Origin of the sequence: Mesorhizobium sp. M2E.F.Ca.ET.219.01.1.1 (assembly GCF_004016445.2) — a bacterium.
Lineage (GTDB): Bacteria > Pseudomonadota > Alphaproteobacteria > Rhizobiales > Rhizobiaceae > Mesorhizobium.
Map to the genome: position 1 here is coordinate 1,374,219 of NZ_SADT02000001.1, position 18,874 is coordinate 1,393,092.

The 18,874-nt window shown below is 65.6% G+C and carries 19 protein-coding genes and 1 riboswitch; of the genes, 7 read left to right on the forward strand and 12 right to left on the reverse strand.

The features are described 5' to 3' along the window. Nucleotides 1–4: 4 nt before the first annotated feature. Genes cobM through cbiE form a run of 3 tightly spaced genes read right to left on the reverse strand, consistent with a single transcriptional unit; the run spans nt 5 to nt 2,390 of the window. Nucleotides 5–769, reverse strand: coding sequence for a precorrin-4 C(11)-methyltransferase (cobM, locus tag EN862_RS06460; RefSeq protein WP_127863328.1), 765 nt, complete (start codon nt 767–769; stop codon nt 5–7). Then, nucleotides 766–1,152, reverse strand: a complete 387-nt coding sequence (locus tag EN862_RS06465; RefSeq protein WP_112127336.1) for a cobalamin biosynthesis protein — start codon at nt 1,150–1,152, stop codon at nt 766–768. Before EN862_RS06465 ends, cobM begins: the two co-directional genes overlap by 4 nt. Next, nucleotides 1,149–2,390 carry a precorrin-6y C5,15-methyltransferase (decarboxylating) subunit CbiE gene (gene cbiE, locus EN862_RS06470; RefSeq protein ID WP_127863329.1) on the reverse strand — a complete coding sequence of 414 codons (1,242 nt, stop codon included), beginning with the start codon at nt 2,388–2,390 and terminating at the stop codon, nt 1,149–1,151. Before cbiE ends, EN862_RS06465 begins: the two co-directional genes overlap by 4 nt. Before the next feature lies 1 nt (nt 2,391). On the opposite strand from cbiE, the gene EN862_RS06475 reads away from it, so the two are divergent. Then, nucleotides 2,392–3,159, forward strand: coding sequence for a cobalt-precorrin-6A reductase (locus EN862_RS06475; RefSeq protein ID WP_127864003.1), 768 nt, complete (start codon nt 2,392–2,394; stop codon nt 3,157–3,159). On the opposite strand, the gene EN862_RS06480 is transcribed toward EN862_RS06475, so the two are convergent. The 9 genes from EN862_RS06480 to EN862_RS06520 form a co-directional block, all read right to left on the reverse strand. Continuing rightward, on the reverse strand, nt 3,123–3,887 hold the full coding sequence (locus EN862_RS06480) for a precorrin-3B C(17)-methyltransferase (protein WP_127863330.1): 765 nt from the start codon (nt 3,885–3,887) through the stop codon (nt 3,123–3,125). The genes EN862_RS06475 and EN862_RS06480 overlap by 37 nt on opposite strands. Next, nucleotides 3,884–4,633 (reverse strand): precorrin-2 C(20)-methyltransferase, encoded by a 750-nt coding sequence (locus EN862_RS06485; protein WP_127863331.1) that lies wholly within the window; start codon nt 4,631–4,633, stop codon nt 3,884–3,886. Before EN862_RS06485 ends, EN862_RS06480 begins: the two co-directional genes overlap by 4 nt. After that, nucleotides 4,630–5,262 carry a precorrin-8X methylmutase gene (locus EN862_RS06490; RefSeq protein WP_127863332.1) on the reverse strand — a complete coding sequence of 211 codons (633 nt, stop codon included), beginning with the start codon at nt 5,260–5,262 and terminating at the stop codon, nt 4,630–4,632. The genes EN862_RS06485 and EN862_RS06490 overlap by 4 nt, the downstream gene beginning before the upstream one ends. After that, nucleotides 5,263–6,756 (reverse strand): precorrin-3B synthase, encoded by a 1,494-nt coding sequence (gene cobG / locus EN862_RS06495; RefSeq protein ID WP_127863333.1) that lies wholly within the window; start codon nt 6,754–6,756, stop codon nt 5,263–5,265. Continuing rightward, nucleotides 6,753–10,508 carry a cobaltochelatase subunit CobN gene (locus EN862_RS06500; protein ID WP_127863334.1) on the reverse strand — a complete coding sequence of 1,252 codons (3,756 nt, stop codon included), beginning with the start codon at nt 10,506–10,508 and terminating at the stop codon, nt 6,753–6,755. The genes cobG and EN862_RS06500 overlap by 4 nt, the downstream gene beginning before the upstream one ends. A 17-nt stretch (nt 10,509–10,525) precedes the next feature. Next, nucleotides 10,526–11,563, reverse strand: a complete 1,038-nt coding sequence (gene cobW, locus EN862_RS06505) for a cobalamin biosynthesis protein CobW (RefSeq protein ID WP_127863335.1) — start codon at nt 11,561–11,563, stop codon at nt 10,526–10,528. 2 nt (nt 11,564–11,565) lie between these two features. Continuing rightward, nucleotides 11,566–11,991 carry a DUF1636 family protein gene (locus EN862_RS06510; protein ID WP_127863336.1) on the reverse strand — a complete coding sequence of 142 codons (426 nt, stop codon included), beginning with the start codon at nt 11,989–11,991 and terminating at the stop codon, nt 11,566–11,568. 39 nt (nt 11,992–12,030) lie between these two features. Beyond that, nucleotides 12,031–12,234: riboswitch (cobalamin riboswitch) on the reverse strand. A gap of 59 nt (nt 12,235–12,293) precedes the next feature. After that, nucleotides 12,294–12,707, reverse strand: a complete 414-nt coding sequence (locus EN862_RS06515) for a hypothetical protein (protein WP_127863337.1) — start codon at nt 12,705–12,707, stop codon at nt 12,294–12,296. Nucleotides 12,708–12,804: 97 nt separating this feature from the next. Beyond that, complete coding sequence (locus tag EN862_RS06520; protein WP_127863338.1) at nt 12,805–14,004, reverse strand: winged helix-turn-helix domain-containing protein; 1,200 nt, start codon at nt 14,002–14,004, stop codon at nt 12,805–12,807. Between the two features lie 335 nt (nt 14,005–14,339). On the opposite strand from EN862_RS06520, the gene EN862_RS06525 reads away from it, so the two are divergent. The 6 genes from EN862_RS06525 to EN862_RS06550 are packed head-to-tail and all read left to right on the forward strand — an operon-like array spanning nt 14,340 to nt 18,870. Next, nucleotides 14,340–14,705, forward strand: coding sequence for an NADH-quinone oxidoreductase subunit A (locus EN862_RS06525; protein WP_042643187.1), 366 nt, complete (start codon nt 14,340–14,342; stop codon nt 14,703–14,705). Next, the gene (locus EN862_RS06530) at nt 14,696–15,277 is read left to right on the forward strand and encodes an NADH-quinone oxidoreductase subunit B (protein ID WP_015317338.1); all 582 of its coding nucleotides are present in this window, start codon (nt 14,696–14,698) and stop codon (nt 15,275–15,277) included. Before EN862_RS06525 ends, EN862_RS06530 begins: the two co-directional genes overlap by 10 nt. A 4-nt stretch (nt 15,278–15,281) precedes the next feature. Beyond that, complete coding sequence (locus EN862_RS06535; RefSeq protein ID WP_127863339.1) at nt 15,282–15,884, forward strand: NADH-quinone oxidoreductase subunit C; 603 nt, start codon at nt 15,282–15,284, stop codon at nt 15,882–15,884. 21 nt (nt 15,885–15,905) lie between these two features. Continuing rightward, on the forward strand, nt 15,906–16,289 hold the full coding sequence (locus tag EN862_RS06540) for a four helix bundle protein (RefSeq protein ID WP_127235998.1): 384 nt from the start codon (nt 15,906–15,908) through the stop codon (nt 16,287–16,289). A 48-nt stretch (nt 16,290–16,337) separates the two neighbouring features. Further along, nucleotides 16,338–17,528 carry an NADH-quinone oxidoreductase subunit D gene (locus EN862_RS06545; protein ID WP_127863340.1) on the forward strand — a complete coding sequence of 397 codons (1,191 nt, stop codon included), beginning with the start codon at nt 16,338–16,340 and terminating at the stop codon, nt 17,526–17,528. A 1-nt stretch (nt 17,529) separates the two neighbouring features. Next, nucleotides 17,530–18,870 (forward strand): NADH-quinone oxidoreductase subunit E, encoded by a 1,341-nt coding sequence (locus EN862_RS06550; RefSeq protein ID WP_127863341.1) that lies wholly within the window; start codon nt 17,530–17,532, stop codon nt 18,868–18,870. Nucleotides 18,871–18,874: the final 4 nt, after the last annotated feature.

Consider the following 18,874-nt stretch of genomic DNA (forward strand, 5'->3'; position numbering starts at 1 on the left):
CCGTTCACAATCCGTCCCGTCCGCGAAAACGCCGCTGATAGTGGGCGTCGTAGAGTGAGCTTTCGCCGAAATCCCGCGCTGCGAGCGCGCTGCCGACGAAGATGATCGCCGTACGCTCCATCGGGTTCTCCGCCAGCCGCGCTTCGATGGTGCCGAGCGTGCCGGTCAGGATGCGCTCGTCCGGCCAGGAGGCGCGGAAGACGACGGCGACCGGGCATTCGGCGCCGTAAAGCGGCGTGAGATCCGCAACGATGCGATCAATTGCATGGATGGCAAGATGGATGGCAAGCGTGGCGCCGGTGCGGCCGAAGCCGGCCAGCGTCTCGCCTGGCGGCATTTTCGAGGCGCGGCCGGAAACGCGGGTCAGCACCAGGCTTTGCGCGAGCTCGGGAATGGTGAGCTCGCGGCGCAGTGCCGCCGCCGCCGCCGCGAAGGACGGCACGCCTGGGGTGAGCGTATAGGGGATGCCGTGCTTTTCCAGCCGCCTGATCTGTTCGGCTACCGCGCTCCAAACGGAGAGGTCGCCGGAATGCAGGCGCGCAACATCCTGGCCGGCCTTGTGGGCGGCAACATATTCAGCCTCGATCTCGTCGAGCGACATCGGCGCGGTGTCAATCAACTTGGTGCCGGGTGTGCAATGTTCGAGCAGCTCCGGCGCGACGATCGAGCCCGCATGGAGGCAGACCGGGCAACTGGCCAGCAGCCGCGCGCCGCGAAGCGTGATAAGGTCGGCCGCTCCTGGACCCGCGCCGATGAAATGGACGGTCATGGCGCGTCTCCGCTGATGGCGATGGCGCAGGTGACCGGACCAAGCACCGTGCGAGGTCCGAGCAGTCTTGCACCAGCTCCGGCAACGGCGAGGGCGGACGCCTCCGAAACCGACGGCGTGCCGGCGCGGCTCTGCGAGAGATCGCAACGGCTGCGAGCGCCCGGCGAGGCCAGCTGCAGGACCCTGTCATCGGCGATGACCACCGGCAGGTTGAGCGCGCGGCCGGCGGCGGAGATCGCCGCCTCATCCTTCTTGAGCGGGGCGGTCGCCAGCGCCGAAAGCGCCGTCATCGCCAGGCCATGCGCCTCAAGCGCGGTCTCGATCGCCGCCAAAACTTCTTCGACGCTCACGCCTTTGCGGCTGCCGATGCCCGCGACCATCATGGTTTTGTCCAGCTCCACTGGGTGACCGGCATGGCCGGGCGCCAGCCCTGCATGGAGCCGACTGGTGCGGCGCGCGACAGGGCGATGCGGGTGAGGTCGCCGCCGCGCCTGTTGTGCTGGTCGAGCAGCAGCGCCTCCATCTCCAGCGTCACCGCATTGGCGACCAGCCGACCGCCGGGACGGAGCACCTTGATCGCCTTCTCCAGCACGCCGGCATCGCTGCCGCCGCCACCGATGAAGATGGCATCCGGCGTCTGCAGTTTGGCGAAGGCTTTGGGCGCGGCGCCTTCAACCACGACAAGGTCGGGCACGCCGCAATGCGCGGCATTGCGCGCGATGCGGGCGGCGCGTTCGTCGTTGGCTTCGATGGCAATGGCACGCAGCGAAGGATGCGCCAGCATCCATTCGATGCCGATCGAGCCGGAGCCGGCGCCGATGTCCCACAACAACTCACCGCGCCGCGGCGCCAGCGCCGAAAGCGTGATGGCGCGGATCTCGCGCTTGGTGATCTGGCCGTCATGCTCGAACAAGTGGTCGGCGAGGCCGACGGTCAATGGCAGGATGCGCGCATCCGGCGTTGATTCAATTTCAAGCGCCAGCACGTTGAGCGGGTTGATGTTTTTGAGATCGAAGGCGTCGGCGCGGGAGGTTCGATGCGCTTCATCGGCACCGCCGAGCGCTTCGAGGACCGTCAACCGCGACGGGCCGAAGCCGAGTTCGTCGAGCAGTGCGGCCATGGCAGCCGGGGCATCGCCGTCGGAGGTCAGTGCGAGGATGCGCCCGCCGGGGTGGAGCAGGGGGCGGATCAGGTCGATCGAATGGCCATGCAGCGAGATGGTCTCGATGTCCTGCAAGGCCCAGCCGAGACGGGAGGCGGCCAGCGAGAGCGACGACGGCGCCGGCAGGACGAGCATCTCATCCGGCTTCACCTTGCGCGCCAGCGTGACGCCGACACCGTGAAGGAAAGGGTCGCCGGACGCGAGCACGCAGATTTTTTTGCCCTTGAGCGCCAGCACGTCGCGCATTTCGGCATCGAAGGGCGTCGGCCATGAGCGGGTTTCGCCGTTGGCCAGGGACGAGACGAGGGCGAGATGCCGCTTGCCGCCGAATACCACCTCAGCCTGCGCGATGCGCTGCTTGGCCTCGTCGCCGAGACCCGCTACACCGTCCTCGCCGATGCCGACGATGGTGAGCCATTTTGAGGCGGGCTTGGCGGCGCGCGGACCCTTAGCAGGCATGATGACCCACCGCATTCTGATCCTCGGCGGAACCACGGAAGCCCGGCAACTGGCCGGAAAGCTGGCTCGTCGCAAGGATTTTTCCGTCACGCTGTCGCTCGCCGGCCGCACCGAAAGTCCGGTCGCGCAAGGTGTGCCGGTGCGCGTCGGCGGTTTTGGCGGCGCGGAGGGGCTCGCCGCCTATCTTCGCCAGGAAAAGATCGATCTGCTGATCGACGCCACGCATCCATACGCCGCCCGGATCTCGGCTAACGCCGCTGAAGCCGCAACGAAATCCGGCGTGCCGATCCTGGCGCTGCGCCGCCCCGGCTGGGAGCCGGTCGTCGGCGATCGGTGGACGCTGGTCGACAATGTCGCTGAGGCGACAGGGGCGCTTGGCGCGGCACCGCGCCGCGTTTTCCTGGCGATTGGCCGGCAGGAGGCCGGCGCCTTCGAGGCCGCACCACAGCACAACTATCTGATCCGCAGCGTCGATCCGGTCGAACCGAAGTTGTCGGTGCCCGATGCGCTCTACCTGCTGGCGCGCGGGCCGTTTCCCGAGTCGGACGAGCGGGCGCTTCTCGAAAGATACGGCATTGATGCCGTCGTTTCCAAGAACAGCGGCGGCGACGCGACCTATGGCAAGATCGCTGCCGCGCGGGCGCTGGGTATCGAAGTGATCATGGTCCGCCGGCCGCCTTTGCCTGACGTGCCCTCGGCCGAGTCCGTCGATGCGCTGGCGGCAAAGGTCGATCATCTTTTCGATCCCGTTGCCGAACGCGGCGTGTAGACCAGCGCCGGCTTCTCGCCGCGCCTGATGATGCGTGTCTCGGGCGAGCCGATGATGATGCAGGTCGACATGTCGGCCTTTTCAGCGTCGGCGTCCGCCAGCAGGAAAACCTCGATGCGCTCGTCCGGCCGGCCGGCGGCGCGGCCGAAGATCACCGGCGTGGTGCCGGGCAGGATCGCCTTCAGGCATTCGAAGGCGCGGCCAAGCTGCCAGGGGCGGGCCTTGCTGATCGGGTTGTAGAGCGCGATGACGAAGCCGGCGCCCGCTGCCGCCAGCAGGCGCAACTCGATCAGCTCCCACGGCTTCAGATTGTCGGAGAGCGAAATGGCGCAGAAATCATGGCCGAGCGGCGCGCCGATGCGGGCGGCGACCGCCAGCATGGCGGTGACGCCGGGGACGACCGAGAGATCGATGGCGCGCCATTCCTCAGGGCCAGCCTCGATCGCCTCGCAAACGGCCGCTGCCATGGCGAAGACGCCGGGATCGCCGCCGGAAACGACGGCGACGCTGTGGCCCTCGGCAGCCTTGGCCAGCGCCTCGTTGGAGCGGGAAAGCTCTTCGCGGTTGTCCGAGGCGATGCGGGTCTGGTCCGGGCGCAGTTCCAGCCGATCGAGATAGGGCTTGTAGCCATAGAAGAAGGTCGCCTCGGCGACGGCATTGGCAGCCTGCGGCGTGACCTGGTCGGCATTACCGGGTCCGAGACCGATGACGGTAAGGCGTCCGCTCATGCTTTGGCTCCGGGCCGGCCCGACCAGCCGGCGACCAGCACGATGGCGAAGTAGGGGGCCTTGTCGTCCGGCTTTTCGGCCAGCCGCATCGAGACGCTGCCCGGCATGGTGCCGCGTTCGACATAGACGGCTTTCGTCAGCTTGCCGGCGGCTTCCAGCGCGCGGCGGATCTTCGGCAGGTTGCGGCCGACCTTCATGATGACGGCGGCATCGGTGTCGGCCAGCCGACGCGTCAGCTCGAACTCGCTCATCGTGCCCGGCAGCACGGTCAGCACGTCATCGCCCTGGACGATCGGCAGGCCGGTCGTCGACCAGCAGCCGGACATAGCGGTGATGCCGGGGATGACTTCGGTCGGGAAGCGATGCGCCAGGCGCACATGCAGATGCATGTAGGAGCCGTAGAAGAGCGGATCGCCTTCCGAAAGCACCGCCACCATCCTGCCGGCGCCGAGATGCTCGGCGACCTGTTCGGCCGATTGCTCATAGAAATCGCTGATCTGCGCGCGGTAGTCGTCGTGATCCTTGTCGATCTCGGTCGTCACCGGATAGAGCAGCGGCAGCTCGATCATATCCGGACGGAAGCGCGCCTCGACGATGGCGCGGGCATTGCTGTTGTTGCCGCGCTTGGCGAAATAGGCGACGACGTCGGCCTCAGCCAATGCCCGCGCCGCCTTCAGCGTCAGAAGCTCCGGATCGCCGGGGCCGGTGCCGACGCCGACGAGGCGTCCTTTCATGATCGCGTTCACAGGCCGGGCCTCGCCAAGGAATTGAGCGCCGCCGCCGTCATGGCGCTGCCGCCCAGCCTGCCGCGCACGATGGCGTAGGGCACGCCATAGGAGTTGTCGGCCAGCGCGTCCTTGGATTCGGCGGCGCCGACGAAGCCGACCGGCATGCCGATGATCGCGGCCGGCTTCGGCGCGCCGTCGCGCAGTTTTTCGAGCAAGTAGAAAAGCGCGGTCGGCGCATTGCCGATGGCGACCACCGATCCAGCCATGCGCTCGCCCCAGAGGTCGATCGCCGCGGCCGAGCGGGTGTTGCCGATTGCCTTGGCGATGTCATGCGTGCGCGGATCGCGCAGCGTGCAGATCACCTCGTTGCCGGCCGGAAGGCGCGCCCGGGTGACGCCATGGGCGACCATCTCGGCATCGCAGAAGATCGGCGCGCCGGCGGCAAGCGCCGTCCGGGCCGCATCAACGAAACCGTTGGAGAAGACAAAATGGCTGGCGGCTTCGACCTGGCCGCAGGCATGGATCATGCGGATCGCGACATCGGCCTCGGCCTCGGAGAAGCGCGACAGGTCCGCCTCGGCTCGAATGATGGCGAAAGAGCGCTCGTAGATCGCCATCCCGTCATGGATATAGTCGTAGGCGGCCATTCACTGGTTCCGTCGATAGAGTTCGGCGATGCCGGTAGCGCCAATCCTTGTGAGGCAAGCGGCGGCGGTTTCGCCTTGATGTCGTTCACGGCGGATCGCGGCCGCAATGGCGGCGACCCCGCGCGCGGCGTCATAGCCCGGCCTGTATCCGGCAGGAAGGGCCTTTGCCGTCCCGTCCACGACAAGTCCGGCTCCGTTTTCGTCGCCGACCAATGTCAGTGCGGCTGCGCCCGGATGCGCGCAGCCCTTGGCGCAGCCGGAAATGTGGAGCGTCAGCGAGGTGTCGAGGAGTTCGGGGCTTTGAGCAGCGATTGTCTCGGCAATGGCGCGCGTGGCGATGCGGCCGGAGGCGCAGGCCGGCGTGCCGGGACAGGCGGCAATGCGGGTGCGGGGGTCGGCGGGGGAGGTGACGAAGCCGAGGGTGGTGGCCGAGGCCTGTAGTGAGACGCAGGCGGATGGCGAGAGGCCGAGGACAAGCAGGGCGCGGCCTGGGGCGAGGCGGATTTCGGCGGCGCCGAGGATTGAGGCTTGGCTTGCGAGGTCGATGAGATTTTGGGCCGGCATGCTGCCGTAGGGGAGGACGATGCCGAGGGCGTGGCCGGTGTTGAGTTTGAAGGTGCCAATGGGGGAGCGATGGCGCTCCACGGCGCCCCCCTCTGTCCTGCCGGACATTTCCCCCACAAGGGGGGAGATTAGGCTGTCGCCGCCGGTTTCGCGAATCGCCGACCTGGAAAGATGAGAGTTCGCTGCAGTAAGTGAGCCGGCGGCGAAGCTGCCAATCTCCCCCCTTGTGGGGGAGATGTCCGGCAGGACAGAGGGGGGCGCGAAGGAATGCCAGCCTACGAGAGAGGCCAACTGCCGCTCCGACAGATCCCGCGTGTGTGCCTCGCGGCCCTTCTCGGCGACCATCCTGAGCGCAGCCACAGCAATGTCGCTCGCCGCATCAGCATCGACCGTTGCGAGCGGCTTCGCGCTTCGGCCATCGCCCGCAACCGACACGCTCCACTGGACGTCTGCGGTAGCGCGTACAGCGGTCAACCTCACATCCGCAGTGACCGCATCCATCGTAAGCTGCCCGCCGCCATCGACAATCACCGACACCTTCGGCCCCAGCCGTGCCGTTTGCCCGGCCTCTTCAATCGCCGCCCTGATCCGCTGGGCCAGCGGGCGCGGGTCGACAATCTCCTGCGGATCAATCCCCGCCAGCGGCCCGGTCTCAATCGGCACGCCGCTGCGCACCGCAATGCCCATCGCATCGACCTCAGCCGCCAGCAGCCTAGCGCTTTCCGTGCTCAGCCCGCGGATCTGCAGGCTGCCGCGCGCGGTCACTTCCATGATGCCGTTGCCATGGCGCAGGGCGGATTCACCGAGTCCAATCAGCGACTTGGGCGAAAGTCCTCCAGCGACCGGATTGAGTCGCACCAAAAGGCCGTCGCCGGTCTGCATCGGCGCGCTGAGAGCAGGGCAGGCGCCGCGGCGCGAGAACGCGTTCATGCGGCAACTCCGCTTCCCTGAGCCTCGACGATCAGGGCCGCGAGATCGTCGTCGATGGAATTCCTGAGCGGATGCCAGAGGCCACGCCGCCGGGCGGCGAGTAAGCGCTCGGCAATAACTTTTGCGGCAGCAGGGTTCTCGCGCAGCAGGAAGGCGCGAACGTCCGGATCGCCGATATAAGCGTCATGCACTGCCTCGATCAGCGCGCCTGAAATGGCATGGGTGGTCTCGGCGAAGCCGACGAGACGGTCGACCGTCTCGGCGAATTCGGAGGCGCCGCGCGGGCCGTGGCGCATCTGGCCGGCGATGAAGCGCGGATTGACGGCGCGGGCGCGCACCACGCGCGACACTGCTTCGCCGACCGAGCGCGGCTTCGGCTTCTTCGGGTCGGTGGTGTCGAGCACGATGACATCGGCATTCCGGCCGAGCGCGGCAAGCGCTGCCGAAAAGCCGCCGATGAAGGCGACGTCGGCCGAGCCCTCGAGGATATCGCGGCCTGGATCGTCGCCGGTGTGGACGAGGAGATCGGCCTCGGCGATCCGCCCCTCGAAGGCGCCGGGCGCGGAGATCGCTTCGCCGTCGGCGCCGCCATAGGCGTGTGAGGTGGCGTCGAGATAGGCGCGGCCAACCTCCTCGCGCGCGCCCCATTCGCCGCGCGACAGCAAATCCTCGATGCCGGCGCCGTAGGTGCCTGGCGAAGTGCCGAAAATGCGCGGGCTGACCTTGCCCTGGGCGCGGGTCGCGGCGGCAAGTGGGTTCTCGGAATCGTCCTCGTCGCGGCTGGCGACCGCGTTGGCGGCGGCATCGATCAGCGCGATCTGGGTCGGGAACATGTCGCGGAACAGGCCGGAAATGCGCCAGGTGACATCGACGCGCGGGCGGCCGAGCGTGGCCGGGGGCAGCACCTCGATGCCGGTGACGCGGCCGGTCGCGGCATCCCATTGCGGCCGGCACCCCATCAGCGCCAGGCCTTGCGCGATCTCCTCGCCGCCGGTGCGCAAGGAGGCCGAGCCCCACAGGTCGATGACCAGCGAGCGCGGCCAGTCGCCATGGCTCTGCATGTAGCCGCGCACCACTTCCTCCGCCGCCGCCTGGCCGAGATCGTAGGCGGTCGGCATCGGCATGGTGCGCGGATCGGAGGTGAAGAGGTTGCGGCCGGTTGGCAGCACGTCGGAGCGGCCGCGCGCCGGCGCGCCGGCTGGGCCCGCTTTGATATGGCGACCGTCGAGCGCGGCGAGCAGGTTCGCTTTTTCGGCCGCCGCGCTTTGCCGGCGCAGAGGATCTGTCTCGTCTTCCGGCGCGCGGCCATAGACATGCAGCCCGTCCTTGACGGCGAAATCCTTGAGGTCGCATAGCCAGGCGTCGATGCGCCGCAGCGCTTCGTCGGGTTGATCGGTCTTGGCCACGCCGGCTTCCGAGGCAAGTCCGGTCTTCCGGGCCGTCTCGACGATCAGCTTTGCAAGCCGGTCGCGGCGCCGGCGGTCGAGGCCGTCGGCCTGGGCATATTCATCGACCAGCCGTTCTAGCTTCTGTTGCGCCTCGTCGAGGCCGGCGCCGGTCAGCGGTGGCGGCAGATGGCCGAGCGTGACGGCGGAAATGCGGCGCTTGGCCTGCGCCGCCTCGCCGGGATTGGAGACGATGAAGGGATAGATGACCGGCAGCGAGCCGGTGACGATCTCGGGGAAACAGGTTTCGGAGAGCGCCACCGTCTTGCCCGGCAGCCATTCGAGCGTGCCATGCGCGCCGACATGGACGATGGCATGGACGCCGAGCGATTTCCACAGCCAGAGGCCGAAGGCGATCAGCTCGTGGCGCGGCGGGAGCGTCGGGTCGTGGTAGTCAGCGCGGCGGTCGGCCGAGCGGCCGCGGTCGGGGGCGAGAGCCACGGTGATGTTGCCGAAGGTCGCGGCGCGGAAGGGGGTTTCGAAGTTTCTCTGCGAAGGTCGGCGTTCTGTCGCGCCCCCCTCTGTCCTGCCGGACATCTCCCCAACTTGGGGGGAGATTGGCAGTTCCTCTGCCGGCGCTCTCCCTGCAACGTCGGAGATTGGCGAAAGCGCAGACGAGAACTCAATCTCCCCCCTTGTGGGAGAGATGTCCGGCAGGACAGAGGGGGGCGCATTGACGTGAGCTTCGTCATTTGCCTTGCCCCAAGCGGCCTCAACCGCATCGCGCGCAGCTTCGGGCAATTCGGCCGAGAAACGCAGGTAGTCGTCCAGCCTCAACCTTTGACGACCCACCTCCAGCGCGTCCAGCAACTCGCGCGGCGATTGCGGAATCCCGTCAACCGCATAGCCCTGTTCCTTCAGGTCGTGCAGCATGGCGAGTACGCTGGACGGAACGTCCAGCCCGACCGCATAGCCGGTCCGTCCAGGCGCGCTCGGATAGTCCGGGATCAGGACCGCCAGCTTGCGTTCGGCCCGCTCGGTCCGCTGCAGGCGAATGAACGCCGCGATGCGCCTGGCGACCTGCGCGACGCGGTTCGCCTCCGGCCGGTTGGCGAAAGCGCGAAAAGCCAGCGCCGGGTCTGTCTCGACTTCGCCCTTGAAGGAGATCGCGCCGGCGAGGATGCGGCCGTCGAGCTCGGGCAGGACCACATGCATGGCGAGATCGGCGGGCGCCAGGCCACGCTGGTTCTTCTCCCAGACCTCGCGCCTGGTGGTGGCGACGATGACCTGGAAGACCGGCACGCCGGCGCGGTCGAACAGGGTTTCGGCGCCCGGTTCCGCGCCGGAGGCGAAGGCAGTTGCGGTGACGATGGCTGCGGGGTGCAGCGAGGCGAGGGCGGCTTCGACGAAGGCCAGGGATGCTGGGTCTTTCAGACTGGAGACGAAGATCGGCGCCGGGGCCAGGCCATGTTGGCGGAGCGCTTCCACCAGCGTGTCGATGGGCGCCACGTCGGCGGCCAGTAGCATCGAGCGGTAGAAGAGGATGGGAACAACGGGGGTGCCGAGGCTGCCAGCGCCGAGTTCCTTCGCCCCCCTCTCTGTCCTGCCGGACATCTCCCCCTCAAGGGGGGAGATTGCTCTGTCGTCGACGGTTTCGCCAATGGCAGACGTTGCAGATGGCTTTGACGCCCCTGAAGAAAACGCGCCAGGGTCGGTGACGGCCGATCTCCCCCCTTGAGGGGGAGATGTCCGGCAGGACAGAGAGGGGGGCGAAGGATCGCCAACGCTCGATGAGATAGGGTTCTCTACAACGCCTAGCCCAGGCTGATAAAACCCCGCCTTCGGCACGCTCACTGCCTCGGCCACCGCCGCATCCGATCCCGCAAGCCTTGCCAGCCTTTGCACCAGCGCCGCCATGTTTGCCGGGCCGCCCTCGCGGAAATAGCCCAGCAGGGCGTCCAACTCCGCGCGCGGCAGGGTCGAGCCTTCGATCAGCCGTAAATCCTCGTCATGGCTTTCGCCCGGCAGCAGCGCCAGCTTGATGCCGCGTTCCCGCGCGACCGCGGCGAGCTGGTCGCAGCCATAGCGCCACCAATCGCAACCGCCGAGGATGCGGACGAGGATGACCTTGGCATGGCGGGCGACGCTGTCGATCCACAGGTCCACCGACATCGGGTGACGGAGGTCGCGCAGCGCCGCCAGACGCATCGAGGGCAGCCGCTCCGCATTGGCCTTCCAGGCGGCGGCGAGGCCGGCGAGATCGCTGTCGGTGAAGGACAGCGCCACGAGATCCGCAGGCGTCTGCCTGAGGTCGACAGGCTCGGCGAGATCGTCGAGCGAAGCGGATGTGGTGGCGAGGATATGCATCGCAGCCCGGATTTCCCTCAGCCGGCGAGGATACGCTCGATCGCCGGGCGGTTCAGTCCTTTGAGGCCGATGACGACGAGCCGCGAGCGGCGGTCGTCCTCGGCGGTCCAGGCACGGTCGTAATAGTGATTGACGCGCGGGCCGACAGCCTGGAGCAGGAGCCGCATCGGCTTGCCGCCGACCTCGACGAAGCCTTTGACGCGCAGCACGTTCTCCTGCTCGGCGGCTACAGCGACGCGCTTGGCCAGTTCGTCCGGATTGGCGATCGACGGGATATCGATGACGAAGGAGTCGAAATCGTCATGCTCATGGTCGAGCTCGTCGTCGTGATGGGTCTTGCGGTTCTCGATATCGTCCTCGACGGCAAGGCCGAGGCCGAGCAGCACGGACGGATCGACCTTGCCCTGCGCGGTCGGTACGACTTTCACGGCGCGCGCGACGTGTTCGCCGATGACGGCATTCGCGCGCTCAGAGCCCGCCGCATCCATCAAATCGCTCTTCGACAGGATGATCAGGTCGGCGCAGGCGATCTGGTCCTCGAAGACCTCCTCGACCGGATCGTCATGGTCGAGCGTCACGTCCGCCGCGCGCTGCGCCTGGAGGGCATTCATGTCGGAGGCCACGCGGCCGTCGGCCAGTGCCGGGCCGTCGACCACGGCGACGACGCCGTCGACCGTGACGCGGCTCTTCACCGTGGGCCATTGGAAGGCCTGGACCAGCGGCTTCGGCAGAGCGAGGCCGGAGGTCTCGATCAGGATGTGGTCGACTTTCGGCGTACGGGACAGGATCTGGTCGAGCGCCGGCACGAAATCGTCGGCGACGGTGCAGCAGATGCAGCCATTGGCGAGCTCGACAATGTTTTCCTCCGGGCAGGTGTCGACGCCGCAGCCCTTCAGGATCTCGCCGTCGATGCCGACATCGCCGAATTCGTTGACGATGATCGCCAGCCGCTTGCCCTTGGCGTTTTCCAGCAGGTTGCGGATCAGCGTCGTCTTGCCGGCGCCGAGGAAGCCGGTGACGACGGTGCAGGGCACGCGGGAAACGGAAGCGTTCATGGTCAGTCCTTCAGCATGTCGAGGGGAGGGATGCGGGCAACCAGGCCGCGTTTGAGGGAATCGGGCCGGCCGCGCCAGGGGATAAGACCGTCGGTCGAAGTGGCGAAGAGCTTTGCGCCGGCGACGAGGTCGGCGCCGCTGGTCGTCTCCAGATCGCCGAAGACGTAGCTCCAGCAGCCGTCGCGCAGCAGCGCCGCGCTCAGCCGGCGCTTGCAGTTGCCGAGGCATTCGACGGTGCGGATGCAGATATTTTCGCTCGAGGCGGCACGGCGCGCGTCTTCGGCAAGCAGCGCGCCGGCACGCGGATGGGCATCGGAACCGGTCTCGTCGCGGCAGGACGAGCAGACGATGACGGTCACGCCGCCCAACGCATCGGGCTCGGACGAAATGTCCGCGATGTTTGCCGGGAAACTACCGTTGCGATCCAAAACCAGGCTCCTTGCCCGGAAAACCCGCCGGGCATTCGGATACTTAAAGTCTCAGACGGCAGGTCTCCTGGCTCGCGGGTCGTCGCCCTGAATGCCGCCTTCCCGGGAACATCCCAGTGGTTTTCGGCCGGGGCTCGTCGCTCACAGTTGCGGGGACAGCCGCGGATTTGGGTTTTGGCCCGCACCGCATTCCCTCTTGGCTCCTCCCTTTGCCGGGAGAAGACCGTCTGGGTCAGGATTTAGGCTTACGGCCGGGTGCCTGTCAACGCGCGGCTACGACACGGTCGTGTGGGCTAGCGCCATTACCAGCCCTCCCAGCCCTTCGGCGGCTTTATCGGTTTAAGATATGTTCCCGCGAGGCGACGGGGCGGAGCGGCTGCCGGAAGCATGGTTGGCGAACAACCTCTCGGGCAGATCGGGCTCCACATCAAGATAACCCGGCTCCTATCCGATTCTGGTTGCTGATCGTCGAGCAGATATTGATCGCCAACCGTCAGCAGGCCACAGGACTGCTTGATGTCGTCGTCGATCTCTCCGTGTTCGGAACTCAGCCAGCGCAGCAGCAAAAACGCCGCCGCGTCGGCGTCTACGCCGCCGCAGTAGATTACGGGTTTGGTGACTTCTACCCATTTCGACTGGGACGCAGCGTTTGCATCGAGCGTAGAAGACAGCATTAGAGCTGCTACTACCAGACACTTGAAACCATTGAGGGTCATCAAACCAAAGCTCGGTTCATAGTAAGCTTTGTTCTATTTTTGTTCTTTTTGTTTGTCAACGCGCTGCTATGGCATCGCGATGTCGATCAGCGCGCTGCTATGGCATCGCGATGTCGATCAGCGCCGGTCCGAGGTCGCCGGCCGGCGTCACTTCGATCGCCTCCAGGCCGAGCCATGCCTGCATTTGCTTCAGTTCGTCGAAGAGCTGTGCGGCGGTTTCGGCGGGAGCACCGGCTTCGGCATAGGCGGCGTGGACGCGCAAGATGCTGGCCGCGCGGTCGGCGCGCAGATCGACGCGGGCGACGATGCGGTCGCCAAGCAGGAAGGGCAGCACGTAATAGCCATATTGGCGCTTTTCGGCCGGCGTATAGATCTCGATGCGATAGCGGAAATTGAAGAGCTTTTCGGTGCGCGTGCGTTCGAAAACCACGGGATCGAAAGGGGCAAGCAGGGCGCGCGCCTCGATCCGGCGCGGGATTCGCGCGTCCTTGTGGAGATAGGCGGGCTTGTCCCAGCCTTCGACCTTCACCGGCAGCAATTCGCCGGCTTCGACCAGTTCCTCGATACGGTCCTTGGTGTCGCTCGGCGCCAGGCGAAAATAGTCGCGCAGGTCGCCATAGGTGGCGATGCCGTGGGCGCGGGCGGAAATCCGCAGCAATTCGCGATGCGCCTCCTCGACCGAGGGCACCGGCAGGTCGAGCACGGCCTGCGGCAAAACGCGCTCCGGCAGGTCGTAGTAGCGTTCGAAGCCGCGCCGGTAGGCGGTGGTGATGCGCCCGGCCCAGAACAACCATTCGAAAGCATGCTTGGCCTCGCTCCAGCCCCACCAGCCGCCATTGCCCTTGTGGCCTTCGATATCGGAGGCGGCGATCGGCCCGCGATCGGCGACCTCTCTATATATCTCGTCAATCATTTCCTTGCGTTCACGGCCCCATTTGGCCAGGCCGAGATACATCTCGTCGCCCTGCTCGGCGCGCTGCATGCGCCAGCGCAGCAAAGGGTAGGTCTCGACAGGCAGGAACGACGCCTCATGCGCCCAATACTCGAAGACGGCGCGCTTGCGGCCAACGGCGGCGTTGTCGAGCAGCGCCAGCGGGTAGGGGCCGAGGCGCGAATAAAGCGGCATGTAATGCGCGCGCACCACCGCGCTGACGGAATCGATCTGCAACAGGCCGGTTCGCGAAAGCACACGCGCAAGGTGCCGGCGATCCGGAACACCTACGGGGCGAGGGTCGTTGAACCCTTGCGCGCCGAGCGCGATGCGCCTGGCCATGGCCAGCGAGATTTTCTCCTTCATCAAGGTGTCCCTTGCCCCGATCGTCCGTTGGATTTTTAGCCGGTGATTCCGGCCATGCTAGCAGGCAAATGGCGTGAGATATGTCAGGAGAGAAAAGTGGAGTAAAAAGTGAAAGAAATCAAACAGGAGCGGATCGGACCAGTTTCTTCCGATAAGGCGTCCAGGGCCGCGATTTGAACAAGGTTTGACTTGCGTCACCGAAACCGCTGCGCTAACCCTCGCCGCGTTGCAGCATGGGCCTCTTAAAACGGTTCAGCGGTTAAACTGTCACGCTTCCGCATTAGAGTTCGTTGCTGTAATCAAAGTGAACTGCCCCGCCGAAGGAAAGCCGCCGCATGAGCGCACTCCTGAGTTCATATCTGCCTATCGTGCTGTTCATCGCCGTGGCGATGATCGTGGGTCTGGCGCTCATCATCGCCCCCTTCCTGGTGGCCTACCGCAATCCCGATCCGGAAAAGCTTTCCGCCTATGAATGCGGGTTCAACTCGTTCGACGACGCCCGCATGAAGTTCGACATCCGCTTCTACCTGGTGTCGATCCTGTTCATCATCTTCGATCTCGAGGTCGCCTTCCTGTTCCCATGGGCGGTGTCCTTCTCGAAACTCGGCATGCTCGGTTTCTGGTCGATGATGGTGTTTCTGGCGGTGCTGACCATCGGCTTTGCCTATGAATGGAAAAAAGGAGCGCTGGAATGGGATTGAACGACAGTTCAGGCACCCTCGTCGCGCCGAAGCCCAAGGGCATCATCGACCCCAACACCGGCAGGCCGGTGGGGGAGGACGATCCCTTCTTCCTCGAAATCAACAATGAACTGGCCGACAAGGGCTTCCTTGTCACCTCGACCGAAGCGCTGATCACCTGGGCGCGCAGCGGCTCGCTGATGTTCATGACCTTCGGCCTCGCCTGCTGCGCGGTCGAAATGATCCACACCTCGATGCCGCGCTACGATTCCGAGCGTTTCGGCGTCGCGCCGCGCGCGTCTCCACGCCAGTCCGACATCATGATCGTCGCGGGCACGCTGACCAACAAGATGGCGCCGGCGCTGCGCAAGGTCTACGACCAGATGCCGGAGCCGCGCTACGTCATCTCGATGGGCTCCTGCGCCAATGGCGGCGGCTACTACCACTACTCTTACTCGGTGGTGCGCGGCTGCGACCGCGTCGTGCCGGTCGACATCTATGTGCCCGGCTGCCCGCCGAGCGCCGAAGCGCTGCTCTACGGCATTCTCCTTCTGCAGAAGAAGATCCGCCGCACCGGCACGATCGAACGGTGAGCCGATGACCCTGGCGTTGAACGAACTCTCCACCTATCTCGGCGAGAAGCTCTCCGGCCGCATCGGCAAAGCCGTGCTTGCCTATGGCGAACTGACCGTTCCCGTCGAGCCGGGCAATCTGATCGAGGTGGCGACCTTCCTGCGTGACGATCCGCGCTGCCAGTTCATCTCGATCATCGACATTTGCGGCGCCGACTACCCGTCGCGCGCCAGGCGCTTCGATGTCGTCTATCACCTCCTGTCGCCGAAGCAGAATGTCCGCATCCGCCTCAAGGTACAGGCCGACGAGGAAACGCTGGTGCCGTCGCTGACCACCGTCTACCCCGGCGCCGACTGGTATGAACGAGAGACATACGATCTCTATGGCGTGCTGTTCAGCGGCCATCCGGATCTGCGCCGCATCCTCACCGACTACGGTTTCGAGGGGCATCCGCTGCGCAAGGATTTCCCGCTGACCGGCTTCGTCGAGGTTCGCTACGACGACGAGGCCAAGCGGGTCATTTACGAGCCGGTCGAGCTCAAGCAGGAATTCCGCAATTTCGATTTTCTTTCTCCTTGGGAAGGGACGGACTACGTCCTGCCGGGGGATGAGAAGGCGAAGCAGTGAATGGTGAATAGTGAATGGTGAATGGACGAGACGCCGGAAAAGATACGCGACTATCGCGATCTCATCGTCTGGCAGGAGGCGATGGATATCGCCGAGGCCATTTACGTCGTCACGCGCGGGTTCCCGCGCGAGGAAATGTATGGAATGGCAGCTCAGATGCGGCGATGCTCAGCTTCTATACCGGCGAATATTGCGGAAGGGTTCGGCCGAGCTCAGCGGCGACCGTTCATTCAATTCCTTCGTATCGCGCAAGGCTCTTTGAAGGAGTTGGAAACACATACAATGCTCTGCGGGCGCGTTGGGCTGCTGACCAGGGAGCAGGCTGCAAGTCTGGAACCAAGTTACACCAGGCTGGGCAAAAGACTGGTTTCATTCGTTCGATCGCTCGAGGCAGAACGCGAATGACCATTCACCATTCACCATTCACCATTCACTATTCGCCAAGGGCGACCCATGGCTGAAACCTCCGTCCGCAACTTCAACATCAACTTCGGTCCGCAGCATCCTGCGGCGCATGGCGTTTTGCGCCTGGTGCTGGAGCTGGACGGCGAGGTGGTCGACCGCGTCGATCCGCATATCGGTCTGCTTCACCGCGGCACCGAAAAGCTGATCGAGGCCAAGACCTACCTGCAGGCCGTGCCCTATCTCGACCGGCTCGACTATTGCGCGCCGATGAACCAGGAACATGCCTTCGCGCTCGCGGCCGAGCGTTTGCTCGGTATCGAGGTGCCGAAGCGCGGCCAGTTGATCCGCGTGCTCTATTCCGAGATGGGCCGCATCATGTCGCACATCTTGAATGTGACGACGCAGGCGATGGACGTCGGCGCGCTGACGCCGCCGCTGTGGGGCTTCGTCGAGCGCGAAAAGCTGATGGTGTTCTATGAACGCGCCTCCGGTTCGCGCATGCATGCGGCCTATTTCCGGCCGGGCGGCGTGCACCAGGATCTGCCGCAGAAGCTGATCGAGGACATCGGCAAGTGGATCGATCCGTTCCTGAAGTCGATCGACGATCTGGACGCTCTCTTGACCGGCAACCGCATCTTCAAGCAGCGCAACGTCGATATCGGCACGGTATCGCTTGCCGACGCCTGGGCCTGGGGCTTTTCGGGCGTGATGGTGCGCGGCTCGGGCGCCGCCTGGGACCTGCGCAAGGCGCAGCCCTATGAATGCTATTCCGAGATGGAGTTCGACATCCCGATCGGCAAGAACGGCGACTGCTACGACCGCTATCTCGTTCGCATGGAAGAGATGCGCCAGTCGGCCAAGATCATGCGTCAGTGCGTCGATCTCCTGCTCGGCAAGGAAAGCGCCGGCCCCGTGTCGAACCTCGACGGCAAGGTGGTGCCGCCGAAGCGCGCGGCGATGAAGCGCTCGATGGAAGCGCTGATCCATCACTTCAAGCTCTACACCGAAGGCTACCGCGTGCCGGCCGGCGAGGTCTATGCGGCCGTCGAGGCGCCTAAGGGCGAATTCGGCGTCTATCTCGTCTCCGACGGCACCAACAAGCCCTATCGCTGCAAGCTGCGCGCGCCCGGTTTCGCTCATCTGCAGGCCATGGACTTCCTGTGCCGCGGCCACATGCTGGCCGACGTCACCGCCGTGCTTGGCTCCCTCGACATCGTGTTTGGTGAGGTCGATCGCTAAAATGTCAGTTCGTCGTCTCGCAGATGCCAGCGTCCAGCCAGCCACCTTCGCCTTCAACAAGGCGAATGCGGCGGCGGCTGAGCAGTGGATCGCAAAATACCCGAAGGGTCGCGAACAGTCGGCCATCATCCCGCTGCTGATGATCGCGCAGGAGCAGGAAGGCTGGGTCACCAAGGCGGCGATCGAGGCGATCTCCGACATGCTCAACATGCCGCGCATCCGCGGCCTCGAGGTCGCGACGTTCTACACGCAGTACCAGCTCAATCCGGTCGGCACGCGCGCGCATATCCAGGTCTGCGGCACCACGCCTTGCATGCTGCGCGGTTCGGAAGCGCTGATGGATGTCTGCCGCTCGAAGATCCATCACGACCAGTTCCACACCAACGACAAGGGCACGCTGTCGTGGGAGGAGGTCGAATGCCTCGGCGCTTGCGTCAACGCGCCGATGGTCATGATCTTCAAGGACACTTTCGAGGATTTGACGCCTGAGCGGCTGGCCGAGATCATCGATCTCTACGACGCCGGCAAGGGCGCCGAGGTCAAGCCTGGCCCGCAGAATGGCCGCCACGGCTCCGAGCCGGCAACCGGGCTGACGACGCTGACCAGCGAAAAGGCGATCCTGAAGTCGACGCGCGACAAGGAAGCCAAGGCGGCCGCGAAGGCGGCTAAGGATGCCGCCGCGGCAGCGCCGGCTGCAGCCGCTGCCAATGTCGTCTCGCAGGCGGCACCTGCTTCTGCCGCGCCTGCGGCTCCGGCACCCGCTGCGCCGCCGGCTTCCGGTCCGGTCGCGCCGTCCAAATCCGGCAAGCCGAAGACCGATGCGCCGGAGACCAGCCCGGCCTTGGCGACGCCGTCGCCGGTGAAGGTCGCTCCGGCCACCGAGAAGGCTGCCAGCGTCAGGGCGCCGCGCCATTCGGCCGCCAATGCCAATCAGGCTTCTCCGGAAGTCGAGGCGGTTTCCAAGCCGCGCAGCGGGCCGAAGAACAAGGCCGAACCGGCCAGCGCTTTCAAGGCGCCGGAAACCAAGCAGCCGGTCGCCAAGACGGCAAAACCATCGCTGGACGACAAGAACCGGCCGGCCGGCATCGAGCGCCCGGCGACGGTCGACGATCTCAAGCTGATCTCCGGCGTCGGGCCGAAGATCGAAGCGACCCTGCATACGCTCGGCATCTACAGCTTCGCGCAGGTCGCCTCCTGGAAGAAGGCCGAGCGCGAATGGGTCGACGGCTATCTCAATTTCCGCGGCCGCATCGAGCGCGACGACTGGGTGAAGCAGGCCAAGGCGCTCGCCAAGGGCGGCGTCGCCGAATACATCCGCGTCTTCGGCAAGAAGCCGGTCTGAGGGA